This window comes from Pseudomonas fluorescens, from assembly GCF_002837185.1.
GTDB lineage: Bacteria > Pseudomonadota > Gammaproteobacteria > Pseudomonadales > Pseudomonadaceae > Aquipseudomonas > Aquipseudomonas fluorescens_AM.
In genome coordinates this window covers 76,430-99,377 of sequence record NZ_KZ477997.1, presented here as the reverse complement: position 1 = coordinate 99,377, position 22,948 = coordinate 76,430, and the positions used below count along the sequence as shown (strand labels likewise).

The 22,948-nt window shown below is 60.2% G+C and carries 20 protein-coding genes; 13 read left to right on the top strand and 7 right to left on the bottom strand.

Going from position 1 to position 22,948, the window contains the following annotated elements:
- Positions 1 to 6: 6 nt before the first annotated feature.
- Genes crcB through CIB54_RS14400 form a run of 4 tightly spaced genes read right to left on the bottom strand, consistent with a single transcriptional unit; the run spans position 7 to position 4,817 of the window.
- The gene (gene crcB, locus CIB54_RS14415) at positions 7 to 381 is read right to left on the bottom strand and encodes a fluoride efflux transporter CrcB (protein WP_065872076.1); all 375 of its coding nucleotides are present in this window, start codon (positions 379 to 381) and stop codon (positions 7 to 9) included.
- Complete coding sequence (locus CIB54_RS14410; protein ID WP_049712683.1) at positions 381 to 1,703, bottom strand: replication-associated recombination protein A; 1,323 nt, start codon at positions 1,701 to 1,703, stop codon at positions 381 to 383. The genes crcB and CIB54_RS14410 overlap by 1 nt, the downstream gene beginning before the upstream one ends.
- A 27-nt stretch (positions 1,704 to 1,730) precedes the next feature.
- Positions 1,731 to 2,354 (bottom strand): outer membrane lipoprotein periplasmic chaperone LolA, encoded by a 624-nt coding sequence (gene lolA / locus CIB54_RS14405; RefSeq protein WP_065884968.1) that lies wholly within the window; start codon positions 2,352 to 2,354, stop codon positions 1,731 to 1,733.
- Between the two features lie 54 nt (positions 2,355 to 2,408).
- The gene (locus CIB54_RS14400) at positions 2,409 to 4,817 is read right to left on the bottom strand and encodes a DNA translocase FtsK (RefSeq protein WP_065884967.1); all 2,409 of its coding nucleotides are present in this window, start codon (positions 4,815 to 4,817) and stop codon (positions 2,409 to 2,411) included.
- 497 nt (positions 4,818 to 5,314) lie between these two features.
- Between CIB54_RS14400 and aat the strand changes: the two genes are divergently transcribed.
- From aat to infA, 3 genes are all read left to right on the top strand, one after another.
- Positions 5,315 to 5,995 carry a leucyl/phenylalanyl-tRNA--protein transferase gene (aat, locus tag CIB54_RS14395; protein WP_101220127.1) on the top strand — a complete coding sequence of 227 codons (681 nt, stop codon included), beginning with the start codon at positions 5,315 to 5,317 and terminating at the stop codon, positions 5,993 to 5,995.
- Between the two features lie 56 nt (positions 5,996 to 6,051).
- Positions 6,052 to 6,759 carry an arginyltransferase gene (locus CIB54_RS14390; RefSeq protein WP_101220126.1) on the top strand — a complete coding sequence of 236 codons (708 nt, stop codon included), beginning with the start codon at positions 6,052 to 6,054 and terminating at the stop codon, positions 6,757 to 6,759.
- 100 nt (positions 6,760 to 6,859) lie between these two features.
- Positions 6,860 to 7,078 (top strand): translation initiation factor IF-1, encoded by a 219-nt coding sequence (infA, locus tag CIB54_RS14385; RefSeq protein ID WP_002553999.1) that lies wholly within the window; start codon positions 6,860 to 6,862, stop codon positions 7,076 to 7,078.
- 185 nt (positions 7,079 to 7,263) lie between these two features.
- Here infA and clpA read toward each other — a convergent pair whose 3' ends face one another.
- On the bottom strand, positions 7,264 to 9,534 hold the full coding sequence (gene clpA, locus CIB54_RS14380) for an ATP-dependent Clp protease ATP-binding subunit ClpA (RefSeq protein WP_101220125.1): 2,271 nt from the start codon (positions 9,532 to 9,534) through the stop codon (positions 7,264 to 7,266).
- Positions 9,535 to 9,563: 29 nt separating this feature from the next.
- Positions 9,564 to 9,932 (bottom strand): ATP-dependent Clp protease adapter ClpS, encoded by a 369-nt coding sequence (clpS, locus tag CIB54_RS14375; RefSeq protein ID WP_005789091.1) that lies wholly within the window; start codon positions 9,930 to 9,932, stop codon positions 9,564 to 9,566.
- A gap of 224 nt (positions 9,933 to 10,156) precedes the next feature.
- On the opposite strand from clpS, the gene CIB54_RS14370 reads away from it, so the two are divergent.
- Positions 10,157 to 10,426, top strand: coding sequence for a cold shock domain-containing protein (locus CIB54_RS14370; protein ID WP_065953212.1), 270 nt, complete (start codon positions 10,157 to 10,159; stop codon positions 10,424 to 10,426).
- A 65-nt stretch (positions 10,427 to 10,491) separates the two neighbouring features.
- Here CIB54_RS14370 and icd read toward each other — a convergent pair whose 3' ends face one another.
- Positions 10,492 to 11,748: an NADP-dependent isocitrate dehydrogenase gene (gene icd, locus CIB54_RS14365; RefSeq protein WP_065885048.1), complete on the bottom strand. Its 1,257-nt coding sequence runs from the start codon at positions 11,746 to 11,748 to the stop codon at positions 10,492 to 10,494.
- 494 nt (positions 11,749 to 12,242) lie between these two features.
- On the opposite strand from icd, the gene CIB54_RS14360 reads away from it, so the two are divergent.
- From CIB54_RS14360 to aceA, 9 genes are all read left to right on the top strand, one after another.
- Entirely contained in the window at positions 12,243 to 14,468 is a 2,226-nt protein-coding gene (locus CIB54_RS14360) for an NADP-dependent isocitrate dehydrogenase (protein WP_101220124.1), read from the top strand.
- Between the two features lie 220 nt (positions 14,469 to 14,688).
- Positions 14,689 to 15,135 carry an NUDIX hydrolase gene (locus tag CIB54_RS14355; protein WP_101220123.1) on the top strand — a complete coding sequence of 149 codons (447 nt, stop codon included), beginning with the start codon at positions 14,689 to 14,691 and terminating at the stop codon, positions 15,133 to 15,135.
- A gap of 59 nt (positions 15,136 to 15,194) precedes the next feature.
- Positions 15,195 to 16,319 carry a tRNA 2-thiouridine(34) synthase MnmA gene (gene mnmA, locus CIB54_RS14350; RefSeq protein WP_065953140.1) on the top strand — a complete coding sequence of 375 codons (1,125 nt, stop codon included), beginning with the start codon at positions 15,195 to 15,197 and terminating at the stop codon, positions 16,317 to 16,319.
- Complete coding sequence (hflD, locus tag CIB54_RS14345; RefSeq protein ID WP_065953139.1) at positions 16,316 to 16,939, top strand: high frequency lysogenization protein HflD; 624 nt, start codon at positions 16,316 to 16,318, stop codon at positions 16,937 to 16,939. The genes mnmA and hflD overlap by 4 nt, the downstream gene beginning before the upstream one ends.
- Before the next feature lie 125 nt (positions 16,940 to 17,064).
- The gene (purB, locus tag CIB54_RS14340) at positions 17,065 to 18,435 is read left to right on the top strand and encodes an adenylosuccinate lyase (RefSeq protein WP_101220122.1); all 1,371 of its coding nucleotides are present in this window, start codon (positions 17,065 to 17,067) and stop codon (positions 18,433 to 18,435) included.
- Between the two features lie 84 nt (positions 18,436 to 18,519).
- Positions 18,520 to 19,686: a ribosomal protein uL16 3-hydroxylase gene (locus CIB54_RS14335; RefSeq protein ID WP_065953138.1), complete on the top strand. Its 1,167-nt coding sequence runs from the start codon at positions 18,520 to 18,522 to the stop codon at positions 19,684 to 19,686.
- The gene (locus tag CIB54_RS14330) at positions 19,679 to 20,101 is read left to right on the top strand and encodes a GNAT family N-acetyltransferase (protein ID WP_065953137.1); all 423 of its coding nucleotides are present in this window, start codon (positions 19,679 to 19,681) and stop codon (positions 20,099 to 20,101) included. The genes CIB54_RS14335 and CIB54_RS14330 overlap by 8 nt, the downstream gene beginning before the upstream one ends.
- A 230-nt stretch (positions 20,102 to 20,331) precedes the next feature.
- Complete coding sequence (locus tag CIB54_RS14325; protein WP_065953136.1) at positions 20,332 to 21,069, top strand: secretin N-terminal domain-containing protein; 738 nt, start codon at positions 20,332 to 20,334, stop codon at positions 21,067 to 21,069.
- Between the two features lie 493 nt (positions 21,070 to 21,562).
- The gene (gene aceA / locus CIB54_RS14320; RefSeq protein ID WP_010458877.1) at positions 21,563 to 22,888 is read left to right on the top strand and encodes an isocitrate lyase; all 1,326 of its coding nucleotides are present in this window, start codon (positions 21,563 to 21,565) and stop codon (positions 22,886 to 22,888) included.
- The last annotated feature ends 60 nt before the right edge of the window (positions 22,889 to 22,948 follow it).

Here is a 22,948-nt window from a genome sequence, read left to right as displayed (position 1 = left end):
CGTTTATCAAAGTTTGGTCAGGGACAGGCCGGCCCAGGTGGCGAGCAGCCCGCCGAACACGCTGATACCCAGGTACCCGAAGGCGACCAGGGCCTGCCCGCTTTCCAGCAGGCGCAGTGTATCCAGTGAAAAGGATGAAAAGGTCGTCAGACCGCCTACAAAGCCGACAATCAAGCCGGCGCGAATTTCAATCGGCACTTCCGGGCGCAACAGGAACCAGCCGTACAACAGCCCGATGATCAAACAGCCCACCAGATTGACCGCCAGGGTCGCCGCATAAAAATGCTTCGGCCAGTTGGCGCTGACCCAGGTGCTAGTGGCGAAACGCAATAATGTACCAGCGATGCCCGCTGCGGACACGGCAAGAATCGTCTTGAGCACTACTTTCTCCGCTGTTTTGGGCTGAGTCGATCGAGTTGGGCGAGGTGATTGAGCTTTTCACCGATCTTCAGCTCCAGGCCACGGGGCACCGGCTGGTAGAACGGTTGTGGCTCAAGGTCGTCGGGGAAGTAATCTTCACCGGCAGCATAGGCGTCCGGTTCATCGTGGGCATAACGGTATTCATCGCCGTAACCCAGTTGTTTCATCAGCTTGGTCGGCGCGTTGCGCAGGTGCAGCGGCACTTCCAGGGAGCCGTGTTCGGCAGCGGCGCGCAGCGCGGACTTGAAGCCCATGTACACCGCGTTGCTTTTAGGTGCGCAGGCCAAATAGGTAATGGCCTGGGCCACTGCCAATTCGCCTTCCGGGCTGCCCAGGCGCTCCTGAACTTCCCACGCCGCCAGGCACAGGCTCAGCGCACGAGGGTCGGCGTTGCCGATGTCTTCGCTGGCCATGCGCACCACGCGGCGGGCAAGGTAAAGCGGGTCGCAGCCGCCGTCGATCATGCGCGCGAACCAGTACAGCGCGCCGTCCGGGTTGGAACCGCGTACGGATTTGTGCAGCGCCGATATCTGGTCGTAGAAGGCTTCGCCGCCCTTGTCGAAGCGCCGACGCGTATCGCCGAGCAGGCTTTGCAGGAGGTCGACGCCAATTTCATTGCCGTCTTCGGCGAGGTCCGAGGCGTTTTCCAGCAGGTTGAGAAAGCGGCGCCCGTCACCGTCGGCGGCGCTCATCAGTATCTTGAAGCCTTCATCGCTGAGACTCAGCTGGCGCTTGCCCAGGCCCTTGTCTTCGCTTAACGCACGCTGCAACAGCTTTCGCATTGCCGCTTCGTCCAGGCTTTTCAGCACATAGACGCGCGCCCGCGAAAGCAAGGCGTTGTTCAATTCAAAAGAAGGGTTCTCGGTGGTGGCACCGATAAAGATCAACGTGCCGTCTTCCACATAGGGCAGGAATGCATCCTGCTGCGACTTGTTGAAGCGATGCACTTCGTCGACAAACAGGATGGTGCGCTTGCCGTACTGCCCGGCCTGCTGCTTGGCGACTTCCACCGCCTGGCGGATCTCCTTGACCCCGGCCAGCACGGCGGAGACCGTTTCGAAGTGCGCATCCGAGACCTTGGCCAGCAGCCGTGCCAGGGTGGTTTTACCCACCCCCGGCGGCCCCCAGAAGATCATCGAGTGCAGCGCACCCTGCTCCAGGGCTTCACGCAAGGGCTTGCCGCGAGCGAGCAGGTGTTCCTGACCGACGTACTCATCCAGGTTGGTCGAGCGCAGGCGCGCGGCCAGGGGCTGGGCAATCGGGTCACTTCGAAACAGATCCATGGGCAGCGTTTGAAACCTCTGGGGAGTTTATTCCTGGATCACGTCGGCACCCTTGGGGATGTCGAACTTGAACTTGGACGCGGGCACAGGCTGGTTGGCCTTGACCCCGGAGAACAGGATATCGGTGCGCTGGCCAACGCTGTCGACCAGGCGCATGTTGTTGATCACGCCGTTGCCGAACGACAACGACAGCGTGTCGAACAGTGTGTCCCTGGATTTGGGCTTGAGCGTAAATTCGATCACGTTGCTGGTTTGCTTGGAGGTGATATCAAAGCTGTCGTTGATCTTCGACACGTCCCCCGACAGCAGCAGCGCCGGCGTCTGGTTCAGGCGCGGGTCGAGTTTCTTGATGGTCGCCTGTTCCAGGTCCGGGTCCCACAGCGTGACTTTCTGGCCGTCGGACACGATGGTCTGCTCGGCCTTGCCTTCGGTGTGCCAGTAGAACAGGCCGGGACGCTGCACGGCCATTTCGCCTGCGGTTTCCTGCAACTGGGTGCCACCGGCGTCCAGGGTCAGCTGGGAAAAGCGCGCGGTCAGGGTCTGGGATTTGTCCAGCAGGTTCTTCAGACTGGCCACGGAAGCCGGGTCAGCGTGGGCCGAAACGGCGGTCAGGGCCAGTGCCGGCAACAACAGCATGCGGATAATGCGCATGGGAGTCCTCATTGAGTAGTCAGGGCGCGCCGCGTGCTGCCACGCGGCGCGGAATCAGTCGCGCATCTGCCCGGGGGCGATGATTTCGCGCGAGCCGTTGGTGTTCATTGCGGTGACGACGCCGGCGTGCTCCATGGCTTCGATCATGCGGGCGGCGCGGTTGTAGCCGATCTTCAGCTTGCGTTGCACGGCGGAGATCGAGGCTCGGCGGCTTTCCAGCACAAACGCCACGGCTTCGTCGTAGAGCGCGTCGGTTTCAGCGTCATCGTCGCCACCCCCACTGCCGCCGTCAAAGCCGCTGCCGGCCTCTTCCACGCCCGCGAGAATATCGTCGTTGTATTCCGGTGCGCCACGCAGTTTCCAGGCTTCCACCACGCGATGCACTTCATCGTCGGAAACGAACGCACCGTGGACACGGATCGGCAGGCTGGTGCCGGGTGGCATATAGAGCATGTCACCGTGGCCCAGCAGTTGCTCGGCGCCGCCCTGGTCGATGATGGTCCGCGAGTCGATCTTGCTCGACACCTGGAACGCCATACGCGTAGGAATGTTGGCCTTGATCAGGCCGGTGATCACATCCACCGACGGCCGCTGGGTGGCGAGGATCAGGTGGATCCCGGCCGCACGGGCCTTCTGGGCGATACGTGCGATCAGTTCTTCGACCTTCTTGCCGACGATCATCATCATGTCGGCGAATTCGTCGACCACCACCACGATGGTCGGCAGCTTGGTCAGCAGCGGCGCTTCGTCGTGAATGTTCTCGCGCTTGTACAGCGGGTCGGTCAGCGGCGTACCGGCGTCCTGGGCTTCCTTGACCTTGGCGTTGAAGCCGGACAGGTTACGCACGCCCATCTTCGCCATCAGTTTGTAGCGACGCTCCATCTCGGCGACGCTCCAGCGCAGGGCGTTGGCGGCGTCCTTCATGTCGGTCACTACCGGGCACAGCAGGTGCGGAATGCCTTCGTAGATCGACAGCTCAAGCATTTTCGGGTCGATCATGATCAGCTTGGCGTCGTCCGGGCCCGACTTGAACAGGATCGACAGGATCATCGCGTTCACACCCACCGACTTACCGGAACCGGTGGTACCGGCCACCAGCAGGTGCGGCATTTTCGCCAGGTCGGTGATGACCGGCTTGCCGCCGATATCATGGCCGAGGGCCAGGGTGACCGGCGATTTGAAGTTGTCGTATTCCGGAGTCGACAGCACTTCGGAGAAGCGCACGATCTGGCGGTCTTCGTTGGGAATCTCGATACCGACGGTGGTCTTGCCGGGTATCACTTCCACCACGCGCACGCTGGTCACGGCCAGGGAACGGGCCAGGTCCTTGGCCAGGTTGGAAATACGGCTGACCTTGACGCCCGCGGCCGGCTGAATTTCGTACCGGGTAATCACAGGGCCAGGGTGAATCGAGTCCACCGACACTTCGACGCCGAACTCCTTGAGCTTGATTTCCAGCAAGTGGCCGACGGCCGCCAGGGATTCGGGCGAGTAGTTGAGTTGTTTCTTTTCCGCCGGGTCGAGAATCGAGATCGGCGGCAAGGTGCCTTCGACGGCGCTGTCGATGAACAGCGGCGCCTGTTTCTCTTTCTGCACGCGGTGGCTGGGCTCGGGCGCCTTGGGCGGCGCAGGGGCGATCACCGGCGGCACCTGCTTCTCGCGATCCGACATGTGCTTGCTCAGGGCCTGTTCGCGCTCGATCAGGCGTTCCTTGACCTTGGCCTGCTCGCGGCGGTCCGGCGTGCTTGGCGCCACCACTTCATTGACGCGGGTGTCCACTTCGCGCAGTTGCGCAACCATCTGCTTACGCTCCACGCGGGCGGCCCACCAGCGGTTGGCGGCGCCCTGGAACAACTCGAACAGGTCAAGGGTGATCTTGCCGGTCACGTCCATCACCTTGAACCACGACAGGTCGGTGAACACCGTAAGACCGAACAGAAACAGCGCGATGAACATCAGGGTGCTGCCCTGGATATTCAGGGTGCGGCGCGCCAGGTCGCCCAGGCTTTCGCCCAGCGCCCCGCCCGCACCTGCCGGCAGACCGGTGGGCGCATGGAAATGGATATGCGCCAGAGCGGCGCCGGACAACACCAGGAAGACCAGCCCGATCAGGCGCCAGGAGAACAACCAGCCGCTCCACTGCCACGGCTCGTGACGCTGGCGGAAAATCTGCCAGGTCTTGATCGCCAGTAACAGCGGAAAGATGTACGCGAAATAACCGAGAATCATGAACAGGATATCGGCGCTGTAGGAACCCACCGGGCCACCGAAATTCTGCACGTCGTCGATTTTGCTGTTATGGCTCCAGCCGGGATCGTCCTTGCCATAGGTGAGCAAGGCCATCATCAGGAACAGGCACAGCGCGCCGATCGCGATCAGCGCACCTTCCTTGAGTCGGTAATGCAGGTGCTGACGCCAGGCCGGCACGACTGCTGCTTTGGGTGTTGCGGCGGATTTCTTCAAAACGGGTCTTTTCCTGCGCCTGTTAGCGCGTCCATCTGTTGAATGACTGCACACGACTGCTCTATCCGAGCAGCTGAAAAATGACAAATGTTGCTGAATCTACTTTTTAACACTGCATAACCCATGGATGAAATGGCGATAACGCCATAATCGCCGCATTGTACGGGTTTGCGTGCGTGATGCCACGCACTTGCCCATCACCCGGCAGCCAGAGCCCTGCACGCGTTGCAGCCTGTTCAATTTGAGCATGCATTGTCTTTGCTGACAAAGGCTTATGCGCTGTATTTACCAATCCAGGCAAGCTTGGCAAATGGCGTGCATTGGCCAGACCCGATTACGACCGCACCTTATGCGCAGAGTTGCAGAAACACCCTTTCACGCTAAACCAGCCCGAGCAGCCATTTGCGCTGGCCCCGAGGCGCCGTGTCGACAATAATCAGGTCCCGGGGCAGGCGCCCAACCTGCCACTCCCCTCCCCTTCCGTAAGCCTGGATACCATGCTGACCTGGTTACAACGCGACACCCTGACATTCCCGCCACTGGCCAAGGCCATGCGCGAACCCAACGGCCTGCTTGCCGCCGGCGGCGACCTGTCGGCCGAACGATTGATCCAGGCCTATCGCCACGGCTGCTTCCCATGGTTCTCCGAAGGCCAGCCGATTCTCTGGTGGTCACCCGACCCACGCACGGTGATATTCCCCGACGAGCTGCACGTCTCGCGCAGCCTTGGCAAATTATTGCGCCAACAGCGCTATAGCGTGACGTTCGACCAGGATTTCGCCGCGGTCATCCAGGCCTGCGCAGCGCCTCGGGCATATGCGGACGGCACATGGATCACCGAAAGCATCCAGAGCGCCTACCTGGAGCTGCATCAGCGTGGTTACGCGCACTCCGTGGAGGTCTGGGACCAGGGCGAATTGGTCGGCGGCCTGTACGGCCTGGCGATGGGCCAATTGTTTTTTGGCGAATCCATGTTCAGCCGCGCCGATAACGCCTCGAAATTCGGCTTCGCCACGCTGACCCGGCAATTGCAGGCCTGGGGTTTTGTGCTGATTGACTGCCAGATGCCCAATGATCATCTGCACAGCCTGGGCGCACGCGGCATACCGCGCAACGAGTTCGCCGGGTACCTGCGCGATTATCTGGACCAGCCCAACGCTGGGCCGTGGGTTTCTTAGGCGACATCCGCCTACCTGGCTTACACTTATTTCAAAGCTTATCCCGAGGGTTGATCATGACCGAGCTGGCACGCTTGAAGTTTTATGCCACTCAAGCCCACTCTTGCAGCTATCTGCCCGACGAGCAGGCCACCACGCTGTTCCTCGACCCCAGCCAGCCGATGGATGTGCACGTGTACGCCGACCTGTCCGAGATGGGCTTTCGACGCAGCGGCGATCATCTGTACCGACCTCATTGCCAACACTGCAATGCCTGTGTCCCGGCGCGCATTCCGGTGGCGCAATTTTTACCGGATCGCAACCAGAAACGCATTCTCAAGCGCAATGCGGACCTGACGGTAAACGCGGTCAAGCCGCAGTACAGCGAAGAATATTTCGATCTCTATCAACGCTACATCGAACAACGTCATGCCGACGGCGATATGTTCCCGCCCAGCCGTGACCAATTTTCCACGTTCCTGGTACGTGACCTGCCTTTTTCGCGCTTCTACGAATTTCGCCTCGACGGACGGTTGCTGGCGGTGGCGGTGACCGACCTGCTGCCCAATGGCTTGTCGGCGGTGTACACCTTCTATGAACCCGCCGAAGAACGCCGCAGCCTGGGGCGCTTTGCAATTCTCTGGCAAATAGGTGAAGCGCTGCGCCTGGAACTGGAGGCGGTGTACCTCGGTTACTGGATCAAAAACTGTAAAAAGATGAATTACAAGACCCAATATCGGCCCATTGAGCTACTGATTAATCAAAGATGGGTAACGCTTAACTAGAACCCCTTGGCTTGAACACCCTTTTTCGGGCACAATGCACGCCGCTTTTGCCTGGCGCAGTTGCACCGGGCCATTCACTGGATACCGAGGGCTTTACTGCATGTCGAAAGAAGACAGCTTCGAAATGGAAGGCACTGTCGTCGACACCCTGCCCAACACCATGTTTCGTGTGGAGTTGGAAAATGGGCACGTCGTAACCGCGCATATCTCCGGCAAGATGCGCAAGAACTACATTCGTATTCTTACCGGTGACAAAGTGCGCGTCGAGCTGACGCCCTATGACTTGAGCAAAGGGCGCATCACTTACCGCGCTCGCTAAGCAAGTCAATACAAGACGCCCGGTTATGCCGGGCGTTTTTGTGTGGGTGTGTTATTTACCTGACACCCAAAACCAATGTGGGAGGGGGCTTGCCCCCGATAGCGGTAGATCAGTCACTCATGTAGCGACTGAAACACTGCTATCGGGGGCAAGCCCCCTCCCACATTGGCGCCCGTAGCTATCGATCAGGCCATTTCCGCCGTGGTTTCGAACTCGAAGGTCAGCTCGCCGTCCTTCAGATCGATATGCACCACGCCACCATGGTCGGAAAGCTCGCCGAACAGGATCTCTTCGGCCAGCGGCCGCTTGATCTTGTCCTGGATCAGACGCGCCATCGGGCGTGCGCCCATTGCCGCGTCGTAGCCGCCTTCCGCAATCCAGCTGCGCGCCGCTTCCGACACCTCCAGCTGCACGCGCTTGTCTTCCAACTGCGCCTGAAGCTCGGTGAGGAACTTGTCCACCACGCTCTTGATGACCTCATGGCTGAGGCGACCAAACTGGATAATGGTGTCCAGGCGGTTGCGGAACTCCGGCGTGAAGCTTTTCTTGATCACTTCCATCGCATCCGAGGAATGATCCTGATGCGTAAAGCCAATCGAGGCCCGCGCAGCGGTCTCGGCACCGGCGTTGGTGGTCATGATCACGATTACGTTGCGAAAATCCGCCTTGCGCCCGTTGTTGTCGGTCAAGGTGCCGTGGTCCATGACCTGCAGCAGCAGGTTGAAGACTTCCGGGTGAGCCTTTTCGATTTCATCGAGCAGCAACACGCAATGCGGCTGCTTGGTAATGGCCTCGGTCAACAGGCCGCCCTGGTCGAAGCCGACATAGCCCGGAGGGGCACCGATCAGGCGCGACACAGTGTGACGCTCCATATATTCGGACATGTCGAAGCGTACCAGTTCGATTCCCATGGCCTTGGCCAGCTGGCGCGCCGCCTCGGTTTTGCCGACACCGGTCGGCCCGGCGAACAGGAACGAACCCACTGGCTTGTCCGGCGACTTGAGGCCCGCACGCGACAGCTTGATCGCGGTGGACAGCGCGTCGATCGCCGCATCCTGTCCGAAGACGGTCAATTTAAGGTCACGCTCCAGGTTACGCAGCAGCTCCTTGTCGGAACTGTTGACGTGTTTTGGCGGAATCCGCGCGATTTTCGCCACGATGTCCTCGACCTGGGGCACGTCGATGCGTTTCACGCGCTTCTCGACCGGCTGCAGGCGCTGGTAGGCACCCGCCTCGTCGATCACATCGATCGCCTTGTCCGGCATATGCCGGTCGTTGATGTAGCGCGCCGCCAGCTCAGCAGCTGAACGCAACGCCTCATCAGTGTACTCGATGCCATGGTGCGCTTCGAAACGCCCCTTGAGCCCACGCAGAATACCGATGGTGTCCTCAACCGAAGGCTCGGACACATCGACTTTCTGGAAGCGGCGCGCCAGGGCACGGTCTTTTTCGAAAATCCCGCGAAATTCCTGGAACGTGGTCGAGCCAATGCAGCGGATATCACCCGACGACAGCAACGGCTTGAGCAGGTTGGACGCATCCATCACCCCGCCCGACGCAGCCCCCGCACCAATAATGGTGTGGATCTCGTCGATGAACAGGATTGCCTGCGGGCGTTTTTTCAGTTCGCCGAGCAGCGCCTTGAAGCGCTTCTCGAAATCGCCACGGTACTTGGTCCCGGCGAGCAACGCGCCCAGGTCCAGGGAGTAGACGACACTGTTGGCCAGCAGATCCGGCACCTGGTTGTCGACGATACGCTTGGCCAGGCCCTCGGCAATCGCGGTTTTACCCACGCCCGCTTCACCGACCAGCAGCGGGTTGTTCTTGCGACGACGCGCGAGGATCTGCGCTACACGCTCAACCTCAAGCTCACGCCCCACCAGCGGATCGATCCGCCCCTGGCGCGCCAGCTCGTTGAGGTTGCTGGCATAGGCATCCAGCGGGTTGCTTGAAGAAGAAGACTCACCGCCCTCGTCGTCCTGCATATCCTGCTCACCCTCGGAATGATCGCCGTGCCCAGGCACCTTGGAGATACCGTGGGCGATGTAGTTGACGACATCGATACGGGCAACGCTCTGCTGCTTGAGCAGAAACACGGCCTGACTTTCCTGTTCGCTGAAAATCGCCACCAGCACATTGGCGCCCGTGACCTCACGCTTACCGGAGCTCTGTACGTGGAACACAGCACGCTGCAATACCCGCTGGAAGCCCAGGGTTGGCTGGGTCTCACGGTCCTCGTCATGCACGGGGATCAGTGGCGTGGTGGAGTCGATAAACTCCTGCAGGTCATGCTTGAGTTTGTCGAGGTTGGCGCCGCACGCACGTAGAACGGTGGCGGCAGCTTCGTTATCCAAAAGTGCCAGCAGCAGGTGTTCGACGGTCATGAATTCATGACGCTTCGAACGAGCCTCCTTGAAGGCAAGATTGAGGGTGACTTCGAGCTCGCGGTTTAACATAGCTTCACCTCATACCCAAGTGGTCGGCGTTAACCGTCCTTCTCGATTTCACAGAGTAGCGGATGCTGGCTTTCCCTGGCGTACTGGTTGACCTGCATGGCCTTTGTCTCGGCGATGTCGCGGGTAAACACTCCACATACTGCCCGTCCTTCTGTGTGAACGGCCAGCATTACCTTGGTCGCCAACTCGCGGTTCAGGTTAAAAAACACCTCGAGCACTTCGACCACGAAATCCATCGGTGTGTAGTCATCATTGAACAAAACCACCTTGTACATCGGCGGCGCCTGTAAAGCAGGCTTGGCCTCCTGAACAGCAATGCCTGCAGAACCGTCGTCGTCATGTTCCTGATCCGGGCGATCCTGATTGAATGTTAGTCGAATCTGGCTATTTGCATGCATGGAAAGAAAGGTTCGTCAGTGGTTCAAATACAGTGGTGGGGGCGACCTGTCAGATTTTCAACTCCGACCCTTTGGTCGCCTTGACTATCGGCAAATCGGTGTTACAACAAATAGAGCCCACAGTGGGTAAAAAAGGTCCGCGCAGTCAACCTTATTTATTCGGGTTAGGACGGATAGACGGGATGATACTCCAGTGATGGAGTCTGGTGCAGAGGGATAAGGGAATGGCTAGCGGTAAGGTCAATTGGTTCAACAACGCCAAGGGGTTTGGGTTTCTTCGAGTGGAGGGCTACGAAGAGGACATTTTCGTGCATTACTCACAAATAGAAATGGAAGGGTATAAAACGCTGAAAGCGGGCCAGCTCGTGCAGTTCGAAAAAATTGTCGAAGGACCAAAAGGAAAACAAGCCGAAGGCGTTTCTGTGCCTACGAACCTTGCGACCGACACGCCTTTGGCACTGGCCGCTCACAACGAAAGGAAAGAAACAGCCTGATCCTGCGCAGGGCGAAAAGACCGGCCACCCCACTTATCGGATGGCCGGTTTTTCATGCAGCGGTTTTACATATGTGAAATCAACGCGTCACCAAAGCCCGACGACGACACCAATGTCGCCCCCTCCATCAGCCGCTCGAAGTCATACGTCACGGTCTTGGCCGAGATGGCGCCATTGGTGCCCTTGATGATCAGATCTGCCGCTTCGACCCAGCCCATGTGTCGCAGCATCATTTCTGCCGACAGAATCAATGAACCCGGGTTGACTTGATCCTTGCCCGCGTACTTCGGTGCCGTGCCGTGGGTGGCTTCGAACATGGCCACGGTGTCCGACAGGTTGGCACCCGGCGCGATACCGATGCCGCCCACTTCCGCCGCGAGGGCGTCGGACAAGTAGTCGCCGTTGAGGTTGAGCGTCGCAATCACATCATATTCAGCCGGGCGCAGCAGGATCTGCTGGAGCATCGCGTCGGCAATGGCGTCCTTGACCACCACATTCTTGCCAGTCCTGGGGTTCTTGAACTGCATCCACGGCCCGCCATCAAGCAGGGTCGCGCCGAATTCCTCGGCTGCCACTTCATAGGCCCACTCCTTGAAGGCACCCTCGGTGAACTTCATGATGTTGCCTTTGTGCACGATGGTCAGCGAGTCGCGGTCATTATCCACCACATATTGCAGGGCCTTGCGCGCCAGGCGCTTGGTGCCCTCCTTCGACACCGGCTTGACGCCAATCCCGCAATCCTGGTCGAAACGGATCTTGGTAACCCCCATTTCCTCCTTGAGGAACTTGATCACCTTGATCGCCTCGGGCGAACCGGCCTTCCACTCGATGCCGGCGTAAATGTCCTCGGAGTTTTCGCGAAAGATGGTCATGTCCACGTCCCCGGGCTTCTTGACCGGGCTGGGTACGCCTTCGAACCAGCGCACCGGGCGCAGGCACACATACAGGTCGAGTTGCTGGCGCAGCGCCACGTTCAGGGAACGGATGCCGCCGCCGACCGGGGTGGTCAGCGGGCCCTTGATGGACACCACGTAATCCTTGACCGCGTCCAGGGTCTCCTGAGGCAGCCAGGTGTCCTGGTCGTAGACTTGAGTCGCCTTCTCGCCGGCATACACCTCCATCCACGAGATCTTGCGCTTGCCGCCGTAGGCCTTTTCAACAGCAGCGTCGACCACCTTGATCATCACCGGACTGATGTCGACGCCGATACCGTCACCTTCGATATACGGGATGATCGGTTGGTCAGGAACATTGAGAGAATGGTCTGCATTGACGGTGATTTTGTCGCCGACTGCCGGAACCTGAATCTTCTTGTATCCCATGCTGAACTCCATCTATGGATTGAACATCTGGCTGCGTTCGAGCCTACTCCAGATATATGGCGACCGAAACCTCACGCCATGGTCACTTGCGTCGAAAACAGCATAATTTGTCGCCTACAAGCCTGAAACCAAAGGGAAAACCGCCAATCTTGAGCACAACATGCGACGTTGGTCGCACCCGGCCCGCCTGCGACCTTTAGACCAATGGACGACACACCTTTTGTATGAAGGCTCAGCGTAAGCATAGCGACCTATGTATAATGCCGCCGCTGACCCAAGAGTCACGACGGTTGACCGCTCTAGACAGTAGCCTTCAGCCAGAAAGCAGGACTATTACAATAGTCCAAACGCTTGACGCTCGACTGATGCAACCCAACATCACCGCGAAGAACACTCGACATTTCGCTCATGGATGACTTTGAACGAACGCGCTCCACCCGGCGCATCTCGAGTTTCTGCGCACGCTTTCAGCAAAGAAGAGAGTTAATCCGAATATGCCCACCCGCTCGAAGATCATCTACACCTTCACCGACGAAGCTCCTGCCCTCGCCACCTATTCACTGCTGCCTATCGTAGAGGCCTTCACCGCTTCCGCTGATATTGCCGTGGAAACCCGCGACATCTCCCTCGCCGCGCGCATCCTCGCAAGCTTCCCCGAGCAACTGGGCGCCAAGGCTATCCCGGACCACCTCGCCGAACTGGGCGACCTGGCCGTTACGCCTGAAGCCAACATCATCAAGCTGCCTAACATCAGCGCCTCGACTCCGCAGCTGCAAGCCGCGATCAAGGAACTGCAGGCCCAGGGCTACGCCCTGCCGGACTACCCGGAAACCGTAACCACCGACGCGGAAAAAGAAACCCGTGCACGTTACGACAAGGTCAAGGGCAGCGCCGTGAACCCGGTACTGCGCGAAGGCAACTCCGACCGCCGCGCACCGCTGTCGGTCAAGAACTACGCACGCAAGCACCCGCACAAAATGGGCGCCTGGGCTGCAGACTCCAAGTCGCACATCGCTCACATGAGCAACGGCGACTTCTACGGCAGCGAAAAAGCCGTACAGATCGAAGCGGCTGATGCCGTGAAGATCGAGCTGATCGCTCAAGACGGCACCGCGACCGTTCTGAAAGAAAAGACCTCGGTACAGGCTGGCGAAATCATCGACACCGCCGTACTGAGCAAAAAAGCCCTGCGCAGCTTCATCGCCGCTGAAATCGAAGACGCCAAGAAACAAGGCGTGCTGCTGTCGGTTCACCTGAAAGCCACCATGATGAAGGTCTCCGACCCGATCATGTTCGGCCAGATCGTTGCCGAGTTCTATAAAGACGCCCTCGCCAAGCACGCCACCGTGCTCGAGCAGATCGGCTTCAACCTGAACAACGGCATCGGCGACCTGTATGCGCGCATCAAGGCGCTGCCGGCTGACCAGCAAGCGCAGATCGAAGCTGACATCCAGGCGGTCTACGCCGCTCGCCCTGCCCTGGCGATGGTCAACTCCGACAAAGGCATCACCAACCTGCACGTGCCGAGCGACGTCATCGTCGACGCCTCGATGCCGGCCATGATCCGTGACTCCGGCAAGATGTGGGGCACCGACGGCCAGTTGCACGACACCAAGGCGGTGATCCCGGATCGCTGCTACGCCACCATCTACCAGGCGGTCATCGAAGACTGCAAGGCCAATGGCGCCTTCGACCCAACCACCATGGGCAGCGTGCCGAACGTCGGCCTGATGGCGAAGAAAGCCGAAGAGTACGGTTCTCACGACAAGACCTTCCAGATCAAGGCTGACGGCGTGGTCCGCGTCACCGACAGCCAGGGCAACCTGCTGATGGAACAGAACGTCGAAGCCGGTGACATCTTCCGCATGTGCCAGACCAAAGACGCGCCGATCCAGGACTGGGTCAAGCTCGCCGTCAACCGTGCCCGCGCCAGCAACACCCCGGCCATCTTCTGGCTGGACCCCAAGCGTGCCCACGATGGCGTAGTGGTCGAGAAAGTTCAGGCTTACCTGAAAGACCACAACACCGAAGGCCTGGACATCCGCATCATGGCCCCGGTCGACGCGATGAAGTTCACCCTGGAGCGCACCCGCAAGGGCCTGGACACCATCTCGGTGACCGGCAACGTACTGCGCGACTACCTGACCGACCTGTTCCCGATCATGGAACTGGGCACCAGCGCCAAAATGCTCTCGATCGTGCCGCTGATGAACGGCGGCGGCCTGTTCGAAACCGGCGCCGGCGGTTCGGCGCCCAAGCACGTGCAGCAGCTGCTGGAAGAAAACTTCCTGCGCTGGGATTCCCTGGGCGAGTTCCTGGCGCTGGCCGCGTCCCTTGAGCATCTGGGCGTGACCTACAACAACCCCAAGGCCCTGGTGCTGTCCAAGACCCTGGACCAGGCCACCGGCCAGTTCCTCGACAACAACAAGTCGCCATCGCGCAAAGTCGGCAACATCGACAACCGCGGCAGCCACTTCTACCTGGCGCTGTATTGGGCACAGGCCCTGGCCGCCCAGACCGAAGACACTGCCCTGCAAGCGCAGTTCGGCGAACTGGCCCAGACCCTGGCCGCGAACGAAGCAACCATCGTTGCCGAGCTCAACGCCGTACAGGGCAAGCCAGTGGACATCGGCGGCTACTACGCGCCGAACCCTGAGCTGACCAGCCAGGCCATGCGTCCAAGCAACACCCTCAATGCGGCGATTGCCAAGTTGAAGTAAGGTTGTAACGATGCAGGGAAGCCCCGGCCGAGTGCCGGGGTTTCTATTTCCACTGTTCAACTGAAGAAACCGGATCAAATGTGGGACGGGGCTTGCCCCCGATAGCAGTGGGTGAGCCCCGGATGTATGCACTGACACGCCCTCACCGGGGGCAAGCCCCCTCCCACATTGACTGTATTCGCGCTGCAAGACCGCACTGCGCCCTGAACCGAGGCATCCCATGACCTGGCTCCCCCACATCACCGTCGCCACCCTCGTCGAAGACAACGGCCGCTTCCTGATGGTCGAAGAACTCAAGGGTGGCCGTGCCGTACTCAATCAGCCCGCCGGGCATCTGGACCCGAACGAAACCCTGACCGAAGCCGCCGTGCGCGAAACCCTCGAAGAAACCGGTTGGGACGTCGAAGCCACCGGCATCGTCGGCATCTACCTCTACACCGCACCGAGCAATGGCGTGACCTATCAACGGGTCTGCTTTATAGCCAAGGCGTTGAAACACCACCCGGACTATCAACTCGACGAAGGCATCCTCCGTGCCCGCTGGCTGACCCGGGACGAACTGATGGACCTGCGCGACGACTGGCGCAGCGAGCTGATCATCCGCTGTATCGATGATTATCTGGCCGGCCAGCGTCACAGCCTGGAATTGATCCGCCCTTCTCTTTAGCCTTGCGGGCCCAGGCCTGCTAGAATCGCGTCCTTTTTCAAGACACCCGTTGAAACCCTATGCGTGATCCAGCCCCTTCTGACACACAAAAGAAGCGCGTCATCGTCGGCATGTCCGGCGGCGTGGATTCTTCCGTTTCCGCCGTTCTGCTCATGGAGCAGGGTTATGAGGTGGAAGGCCTGTTCATGAAGAACTGGGAAGAAGACGATGGAACGGAATATTGCACCGCCATGGACGACCTGGCGGACGCCCAGGCCGTGTGCGACAAGATCGGTATCAAGCTGCACACCGCCAACTTCGCCGCCGAGTACTGGGACAATGTGTTCGAGCACTTCCTGGCCGAATACAAGGCCGGCCGCACGCCGAATCCGGACATCCTGTGCAACCGCGAGATCAAGTTCAAGGCGTTCCTCGACTACGCCATGATGCTTGGCGGCGACCTGATTGCCACTGGCCACTACGTACGCCGCCGCGATAGCGATGGCCGTACCGAACTGCTCAAGGGCCTGGACCCGAACAAGGACCAGAGCTACTTCCTGCACGCCGTCGGCGGTGAACAGATCGCCAAGACCCTGTTCCCGGTCGGTGAGCTGGAAAAGCCCGAAGTGCGCAGGATCGCCGAGAAACACGGCCTGGCCACCGCCAAGAAGAAGGACTCTACCGGCATCTGCTTTATCGGCGAGCGCCGCTTCAGCGACTTCCTCAAGCAGTACCTGCCGGCCCAACCGGGTGAGATCAAGACCACTGATGGCGAAGTGATCGGCCGACACCACGGCCTGATGTACCACACCATCGGCCAGCGCCAGGGCCTGGGCATTGGCGGCTTGAAAGACGCCGGTGAAGAGCCGTGGTACGTGCTGGTCAAGGACCTGGAAAACAACGTGCTGATCGTCGGCCAGGGCAACGAACACCCGCTGCTGTTCTCTGGCGCGCTGCTTGCCTCGGAGATCTATTGGGTCAACCCGATCGACTTGAGCGCCCCTCGCCGCCTGACCGCCAAAGTGCGCTATCGCCAGAGCGACCAGCCGTGCACCCTGGAAAAAACCGCCACGGGTTACCGGGCCACCTTCGATGACCCGCAACGCGCGGTCACCCCAGGCCAATCCGTGGTGTTCTATGACGGCGAAATCTGCCTGGGCGGTGGCGTGATCGAAGTTGCGCAAGCCTGGAGCAACCCGGCATGAGCCCGACCCAGGAGCAATTGACTGCGCTGGGCGGGGTATTTCTGGCCGCCGTGCTGGTGGACAAGATCGCCAAGACCGGCCAGGTCACCGAAGCGGGCTTGGCCTGCATGCTCGGCAGCCTGTTGATCCGCGACCCCAAGGACACCCTGGAAGTCTACGGCGGCGACGACCTGGCCTTGCGTGAAGGCTACCGGGCCTTGATCGGCGCCCTGGAACGCGACCCCAGCACCTTGCAGCGCGAACCCTTGCGCTATGCCCTGTCGATGCTGGGCCTGGAGCGTCAGCTGGCCAAGCGCGACGACCTGCTCGAAACCATCGGCAAGCGTCTGCCGCAGATCCAATCCCAGGTTGAACATTTTGGCCCGGCCCACGAAAACGTGATCGCCGCCTGTGGCGCGCTGTACCAGGACACCTTGAGCACCTTGCGCCAGCGCATCCAGGTGCACGGCGACATGCGCAACCTGCAGCAACCGAACAACGCCTCGAAAATCCGCGCCCTGCTCCTGGCGGGGATTCGTTCGGCACGATTGTGGCGCCAGTTGGGCGGTCATCGCTGGCAGTTGGTGATCAGCCGACGCAAATTGCTCAAAGAGCTTTACCCGTTGATGCGCAACGAATAAGTCGCACCAGCAGACCTTTTTCAAGTTGTTACGCGTAATACGCCGGTCAGTTGGCGACGGACCGGCGGATTTTTTCATGTATGATACGCGCCCCATTTCGTTGCCCGACTGTCCGAGAACACCCCATGCAGCTTTCTTCGCTCACTGCGGTTTCCCCTGTTGACGGCCGCTACGCCGGCAAAACCCAGGCCCTGCGCCCTATTTTCAGCGAATACGGTTTGATCCGTGCTCGTGTCATGGTTGAAGTGCGCTGGCTCCAGCGCCTGGCCGCTCACCCCGCCATCAGCGAAGTGCCGGCGTTTTCCGCCGAGGCCAACGCTGTCTTGAACACCTTGGCGGAAAACTTCTCCCTGGAGCACGCCGAGCGTGTGAAAGAGATCGAGCGCACCACCAACCACGACGTCAAGGCCATCGAATACCTGCTCAAAGAGCAAGCGGCCAAGCTGCCGGAACTGGCCCAGGTCAGCGAATTCATCCACTTTGCCTGCACCAGCGAGGACATCAACAACCTGTCCCACGCCCTGATGCTGCGCGAAGGCCGTGATGACGTGATGCTGCCACTGATGCGCCAGACCGCCGAAGCGATCCGCGAACTGGCCATCCGCTTCGCCGCCGTACCGATGCTCTCGCGCACCCACGGCCAACCGGCATCGCCGACCACCCTGGGCAAAGAACTGGCCAACGTGGTGTACCGCCTGGAGCGCCAGATCGCTCAAGTCGCCGCCGTGCCGCTGCTGGGCAAGATCAACGGCGCCGTGGGCAACTACAACGCCCACCTGTCGGCCTACCCCGAGATCGACTGGGAAGCCAACGCCCGCGCCTTCATCGAAGACGAGCTGGGCCTGGGCTTCAACCCGTACACCACGCAGATCGAACCGCACGACTACATTGCCGAGCTGTTCGACGCGATCGCACGCTTCAACACGATCCTGATCGACTTCGATCGCGATATCTGGGGCTACATCTCCCTGGGCTACTTCAAGCAGCGCACCATTGCCGGTGAAATCGGCTCCTCGACCATGCCGCACAAGGTCAACCCGATCGACTTCGAAAACTCCGAAGGCAACCTCGGCATCGCCAACGCCCTGTTCCAGCACCTGGCCAGCAAGTTGCCGATCTCGCGCTGGCAGCGCGACCTGACCGACTCCACCGTGCTGCGCAACCTCGGCGTGGGTTTTGCCCATAGCGTGATCGCGTACGAAGCCAGCCTCAAGGGCATCAGCAAGCTGGAGCTCAACGAGCAGAAAATCGCCGCCGACCTGGATGCCTGCTGGGAAGTCCTGGCTGAGCCGATCCAGACCGTGATGCGCCGCTACAACATCGAAAACCCTTACGAGAAGCTCAAAGAGTTGACGCGCGGCAAGGGCATCACCTCCGATGCGCTGCAAACTTTCATCGACGGCCTGGACATGCCAGCCGCCGCCAAGGCCGAGTTGAAACTGCTCACCCCGGCCAACTACATCGGTAACGCTGTAGAGCAAGCCAAGCGCATCTGATCATCGCACGACCCTTTGAGACGCCCGGCCGCGCCGGGCGTTTTTATTCCTGGCTTAAAAGTGCTTTTTTTCAATAGGTTACACATGAATCCTGATATCCCTCTTCAACTTCTGGGCGGCATCACGGCACGGGAATTCCTGCGCGACTACTGGCAGAAGAAACCGCTGCTGATCCGCCAGGCCATCCCCGACTTCGAAAGCCCGATCGACGCCGACGAACTGGCAGGCCTGGCCCTGGAAGAAGAAGTCGAGTCGCGCCTGGTGATCGAACACGGCGAACGTCCGTGGGAACTGCGGCGCGGCCCGTTCGCCGAAGACGCCTTCAGCACCCTGCCCGAGCGTGAATGGACCCTGCTGGTACAGGCGGTGGATCAGTTCGTGCCGGAAGTCGCCGAGCTGCTCGAGCACTTCCGCTTCCTGCCAAGCTGGCGCATTGATGATGTGATGATCAGCTTCGCCGCGCCGGGTGGCAGCGTCGGTCCGCACTTCGACAACTACGATGTGTTCCTGCTGCAAGCCCAGGGCAAGCGCAATTGGAAAATCGGCCAGATGTGCAACTCTGAAAGTGCGCTGCTGCAGCACGCCGACTTGCGCATCCTCGCCGAATTCGAAGAAAGCGCCGAATGGGTGCTCGAACCGGGCGACATGCTGTACCTGCCGCCGCGCCTGGCGCACTTCGGCATTGCCGAAGACGACTGCATGACCTACTCGGTAGGCTTCCGCGCACCGAGCGCCGCCGAGGTGCTGACCCACTTCACCGACTTCCTCAGCCAGTACCTGACCGACGAAGAGCGCTACACCGATGCCGACGCCCAGCCGGTCAGCGACCCGCATCAGATTCAGAGCGATGCGCTGGATCGCCTCAAGAGCCTGCTGGCCGAGCACATGAGCGACGAGCGCATGCTGCTGACCTGGTTCGGCCAGTTCATGACCGAACCGCGCTACCCGGAGCTGGTGGCAGGCGAAGAGCTGGGCGAGGACGACTTCATCAGCAGCCTGCAAGACGGCGCAATCCTGGTGCGCAACCCGAGTGCACGCCTGGCCTGGTCGGAAGTGGACGACGACGTGTTGCTGTTCGCCAGCGGCCAGAGCCGTTACCTGCCGGGCAAACTGCGCGAACTGTTGAAACTGGTGTGTTCGGCAGACGCCCTGCACAGCGAGAACCTCGGCGATTGGCTAGCGGACGAAGACGGCCGCGACCTGCTGTGCGAATTGGTCAAGCAAGGCAGCCTGGGGTTTGCGGATGAATAGGATTCACGTAAGTGTCGCGGACTGGCGAAAGGATATCGACGAGATTCGGCGCATTCGTGAAGCGGTATTCATCGCTGAACAATCGGTTCCACCCGAGCTGGAATGGGACGCGGACGACGCCGGTGCGATGCACTTTCTGGCGTTCGAAGGTGATTTCCCGATCGGCACCGCTCGGCTGCTGCCCAGCGGCGAAATCGGTCGCGTGTCGGTACTCAAGGACTGGCGCGGGCTGAAGGTCGGCGACAAGCTGATGGAAGCGGTGATCGGCGTGGCCGAGAAGCGCGGCCAGACCCGTCAATTCCTCAGTGCCCAGGTGTATGCGGCGCCGTTCTACGAGCGCCTGGGCTTCAGGATCGTCAGTGACGAATTCCTGGAAGTCGGGATTCCGCATGTGGATATGGTACGCGGGGACTGATCCGAGACCGCATCGCCGCTATCGGGGGCAAGCCCCTTCCCACACTTGACCGCATTCCAAGGAATTGACTCGGTCAAAATGTGGGAGGGGGCTTGCCCCCGATGACTATTTCAGCAACCCCCCAAAATGCCCTGCCTTGCCAGGGCATTTTGCTGTCTAGTATTCAACTTGCGACCCGCCGGGCCGACAAACTGGCACTATCCAGCCTTTGACTCGCAGAGATAACGGACATGTCCCTACGCACCCTGCTCACCGCCCTCCTCCTGGCTGCCAGCGTCTCGGCCGTGGCCGACACCGAAGTGGTCAACCTGAGCAACCGCACCAGCACCGACCTGCTGCCCGTGGCGCAGAATTTCATCGGCAAGGATGGCACCGTCAGTGCCTACGGCAACCAGCTTATCGTTAACGCCGACCCTGCGAAGATAGAGGGCCTGCGCACCCTGCTTTCTCAACTCGACACACCGGCCAAGCGCCTGCTGATCACCGTCGACACCAACGAAAACAACCAGCAGAACAGCGGCGACAGCCAGACCCGTATCATCAGCTACGGCACCACCAGCCGCGAGGGTGGCATTCAGCAGATCCAGGCCAGCGAAGGCGTGCCCGCGCTGATCCAGGTCGGCCAGAGCGTACCGTTGACCACCACGCAGCAGGACAGTTACGGGCGCCTGCAGAACCAGACCCAGTATCGCAACGTCACCCAGGGTTTCTACGTGACCGCCAGCGTCACCGGCGAGACCGTTCACCTGGCCATCAGTACCAACCGTGACCGCATGAGCCAGGAACGGCCTGATGTAGTGAACGTGCAAAGCACCGACACAAGCGTCAGTGGCCGCCTGGGCGAATGGATCTCCCTGGCTGGCATCAACCGTGAGACCCAGGCTGATAAATCCGCTACAACCCGCAGCTACTCTACTCAGGGCCGCGATGACCTGACGGTGCGGGTCAAGGTCGACACGCTGAACTGAAGCACCAAAAACTGACTGGCGAGTCGTATTAGACCAAAGATGTAGTGCTTTAAAAAAAGCACTACAAACCAATTGACGATCCAAAAAAGCATGGGCATGATGGCCTCGCTCCCGCTAATCAGGGGCCCTGGCAAGGGCCTTCGGATCGTCGCTCCAAGCTACCCACCTGAGCCGATTCGTGTCTGTACCGCCCACAAGGTGTGTTTGACGAGGTTGCGACTGGAACGAAGTTGTCCCGAGGGACGGAAGCCAACCAGGTAACCCGGCTACACACTGATGGATCGTACCAAGGCCCACGATGCCCGAAGACCGTTCGCAGTTTGCCCTTACCTGCTCAACTCCGCCTTGAGCCATCGTTCATCCCGTCGCCCTCCCCGCCGAACCCGGCTTGACCGCCTGAGCTTCTGGTCAGCGAGCAGCCATCACCACGTACTCATTACGCGGCTGGCAAATGGAATTTTCCACCTAGACCTATGCGACGAGGTTTTTCCCCATGGCACTGACACGCGAACAGCAAATTGCAGCCCTTGAAAAAGACTGGGCTGAAAACCCACGCTGGAAAGGCGTGACCCGCGCTTATTCCGCTGCTGACGTCGTCCGCCTGCGTGGCTCGGTCCAACCTGAGCACACCTTTGCAAAACTCGGCGCCGAGAAGCTGTGGAACCTGGTCACCCAAGGTGCCAAGCCGTCCTTCCGCCCCGACAAAGATTTCGTCAACTGCATGGGCGCCCTCACTGGCGGCCAGGCAGTGCAACAGGTAAAAGCCGGTATCCAGGCGATTTACCTGTCCGGCTGGCAAGTGGCAGCGGACAACAACTCCGCTGAATCCATGTACCCCGACCAATCGCTGTACCCGGTGGACTCCGTGCCGACCGTGGTCAAGCGCATCAACAACTCGTTCCGTCGTGCCGACCAGATCCAGTGGAAAGCCGGCAAAGGTCCGGGCGATGAAGGCTACATCGACTACTTCGCCCCTATCGTGGCCGACGCCGAAGCCGGTTTCGGCGGCGTGCTCAACGCCTACGAGCTGATGAAGAGCATGATCGAGGCGGGCGCTGCCGGCGTGCACTTCGAAGACCAGCTGGCTTCGGTGAAAAAATGCGGCCACATGGGCGGCAAAGTACTGGTTCCGACCCAGGAAGCCGTACAGAAACTCACCGCTGCCCGCCTGGCGGCCGACGTTGCCGGCACGCCAACCATCATCCTTGCGCGCACCGATGCCAACGCCGCTGACCTGCTGACATCGGACTGCGACCCGTACGACCAGCCATTCGTCACCGGCGAACGCACCCAGGAAGGCTTCTACAAAGTGCGCGCCGGTCTCGACCAGGCGATCGCCCGTGGCCTGGCCTACGCGCCGTACGCCGACCTGATCTGGTGCGAAACCGCCAAGCCGGACCTGGACGAGGCCCGCCGTTTCGCCGAAGCGATCAAGAAGGAATACCCGGACCAACTGCTGTCCTACAACTGCTCGCCTTCCTTCAACTGGAAGAAGAACCTGGACGACGCGACCATCGCCAAGTTCCAGCGCGAACTGTCCGCCATGGGCTACAAGCACCAGTTCATCACCCTGGCCGGCATTCACAACATGTGGCACAGCATGTTCAACCTGGCGCACGACTACGCCCGCAACGACATGACCGCCTACGTGAAGCTGCAAGAGCAAGAGTTTGCTGACGCATCGAAGGGTTACACCTTCGTGGCGCACCAGCAGGAAGTGGGCACCGGCTACTTCGACGACATGACCACCGTGATCCAGGGCGGCACCTCGTCCGTGACCGCGCTGACCGGTTCGACCGAGGAAGAGCAGTTCCACTGAGTGACCGAGTACACGGCCACTGCGGCCCCAGGGAAGACCTAACCGCAGTGCCGCACAACC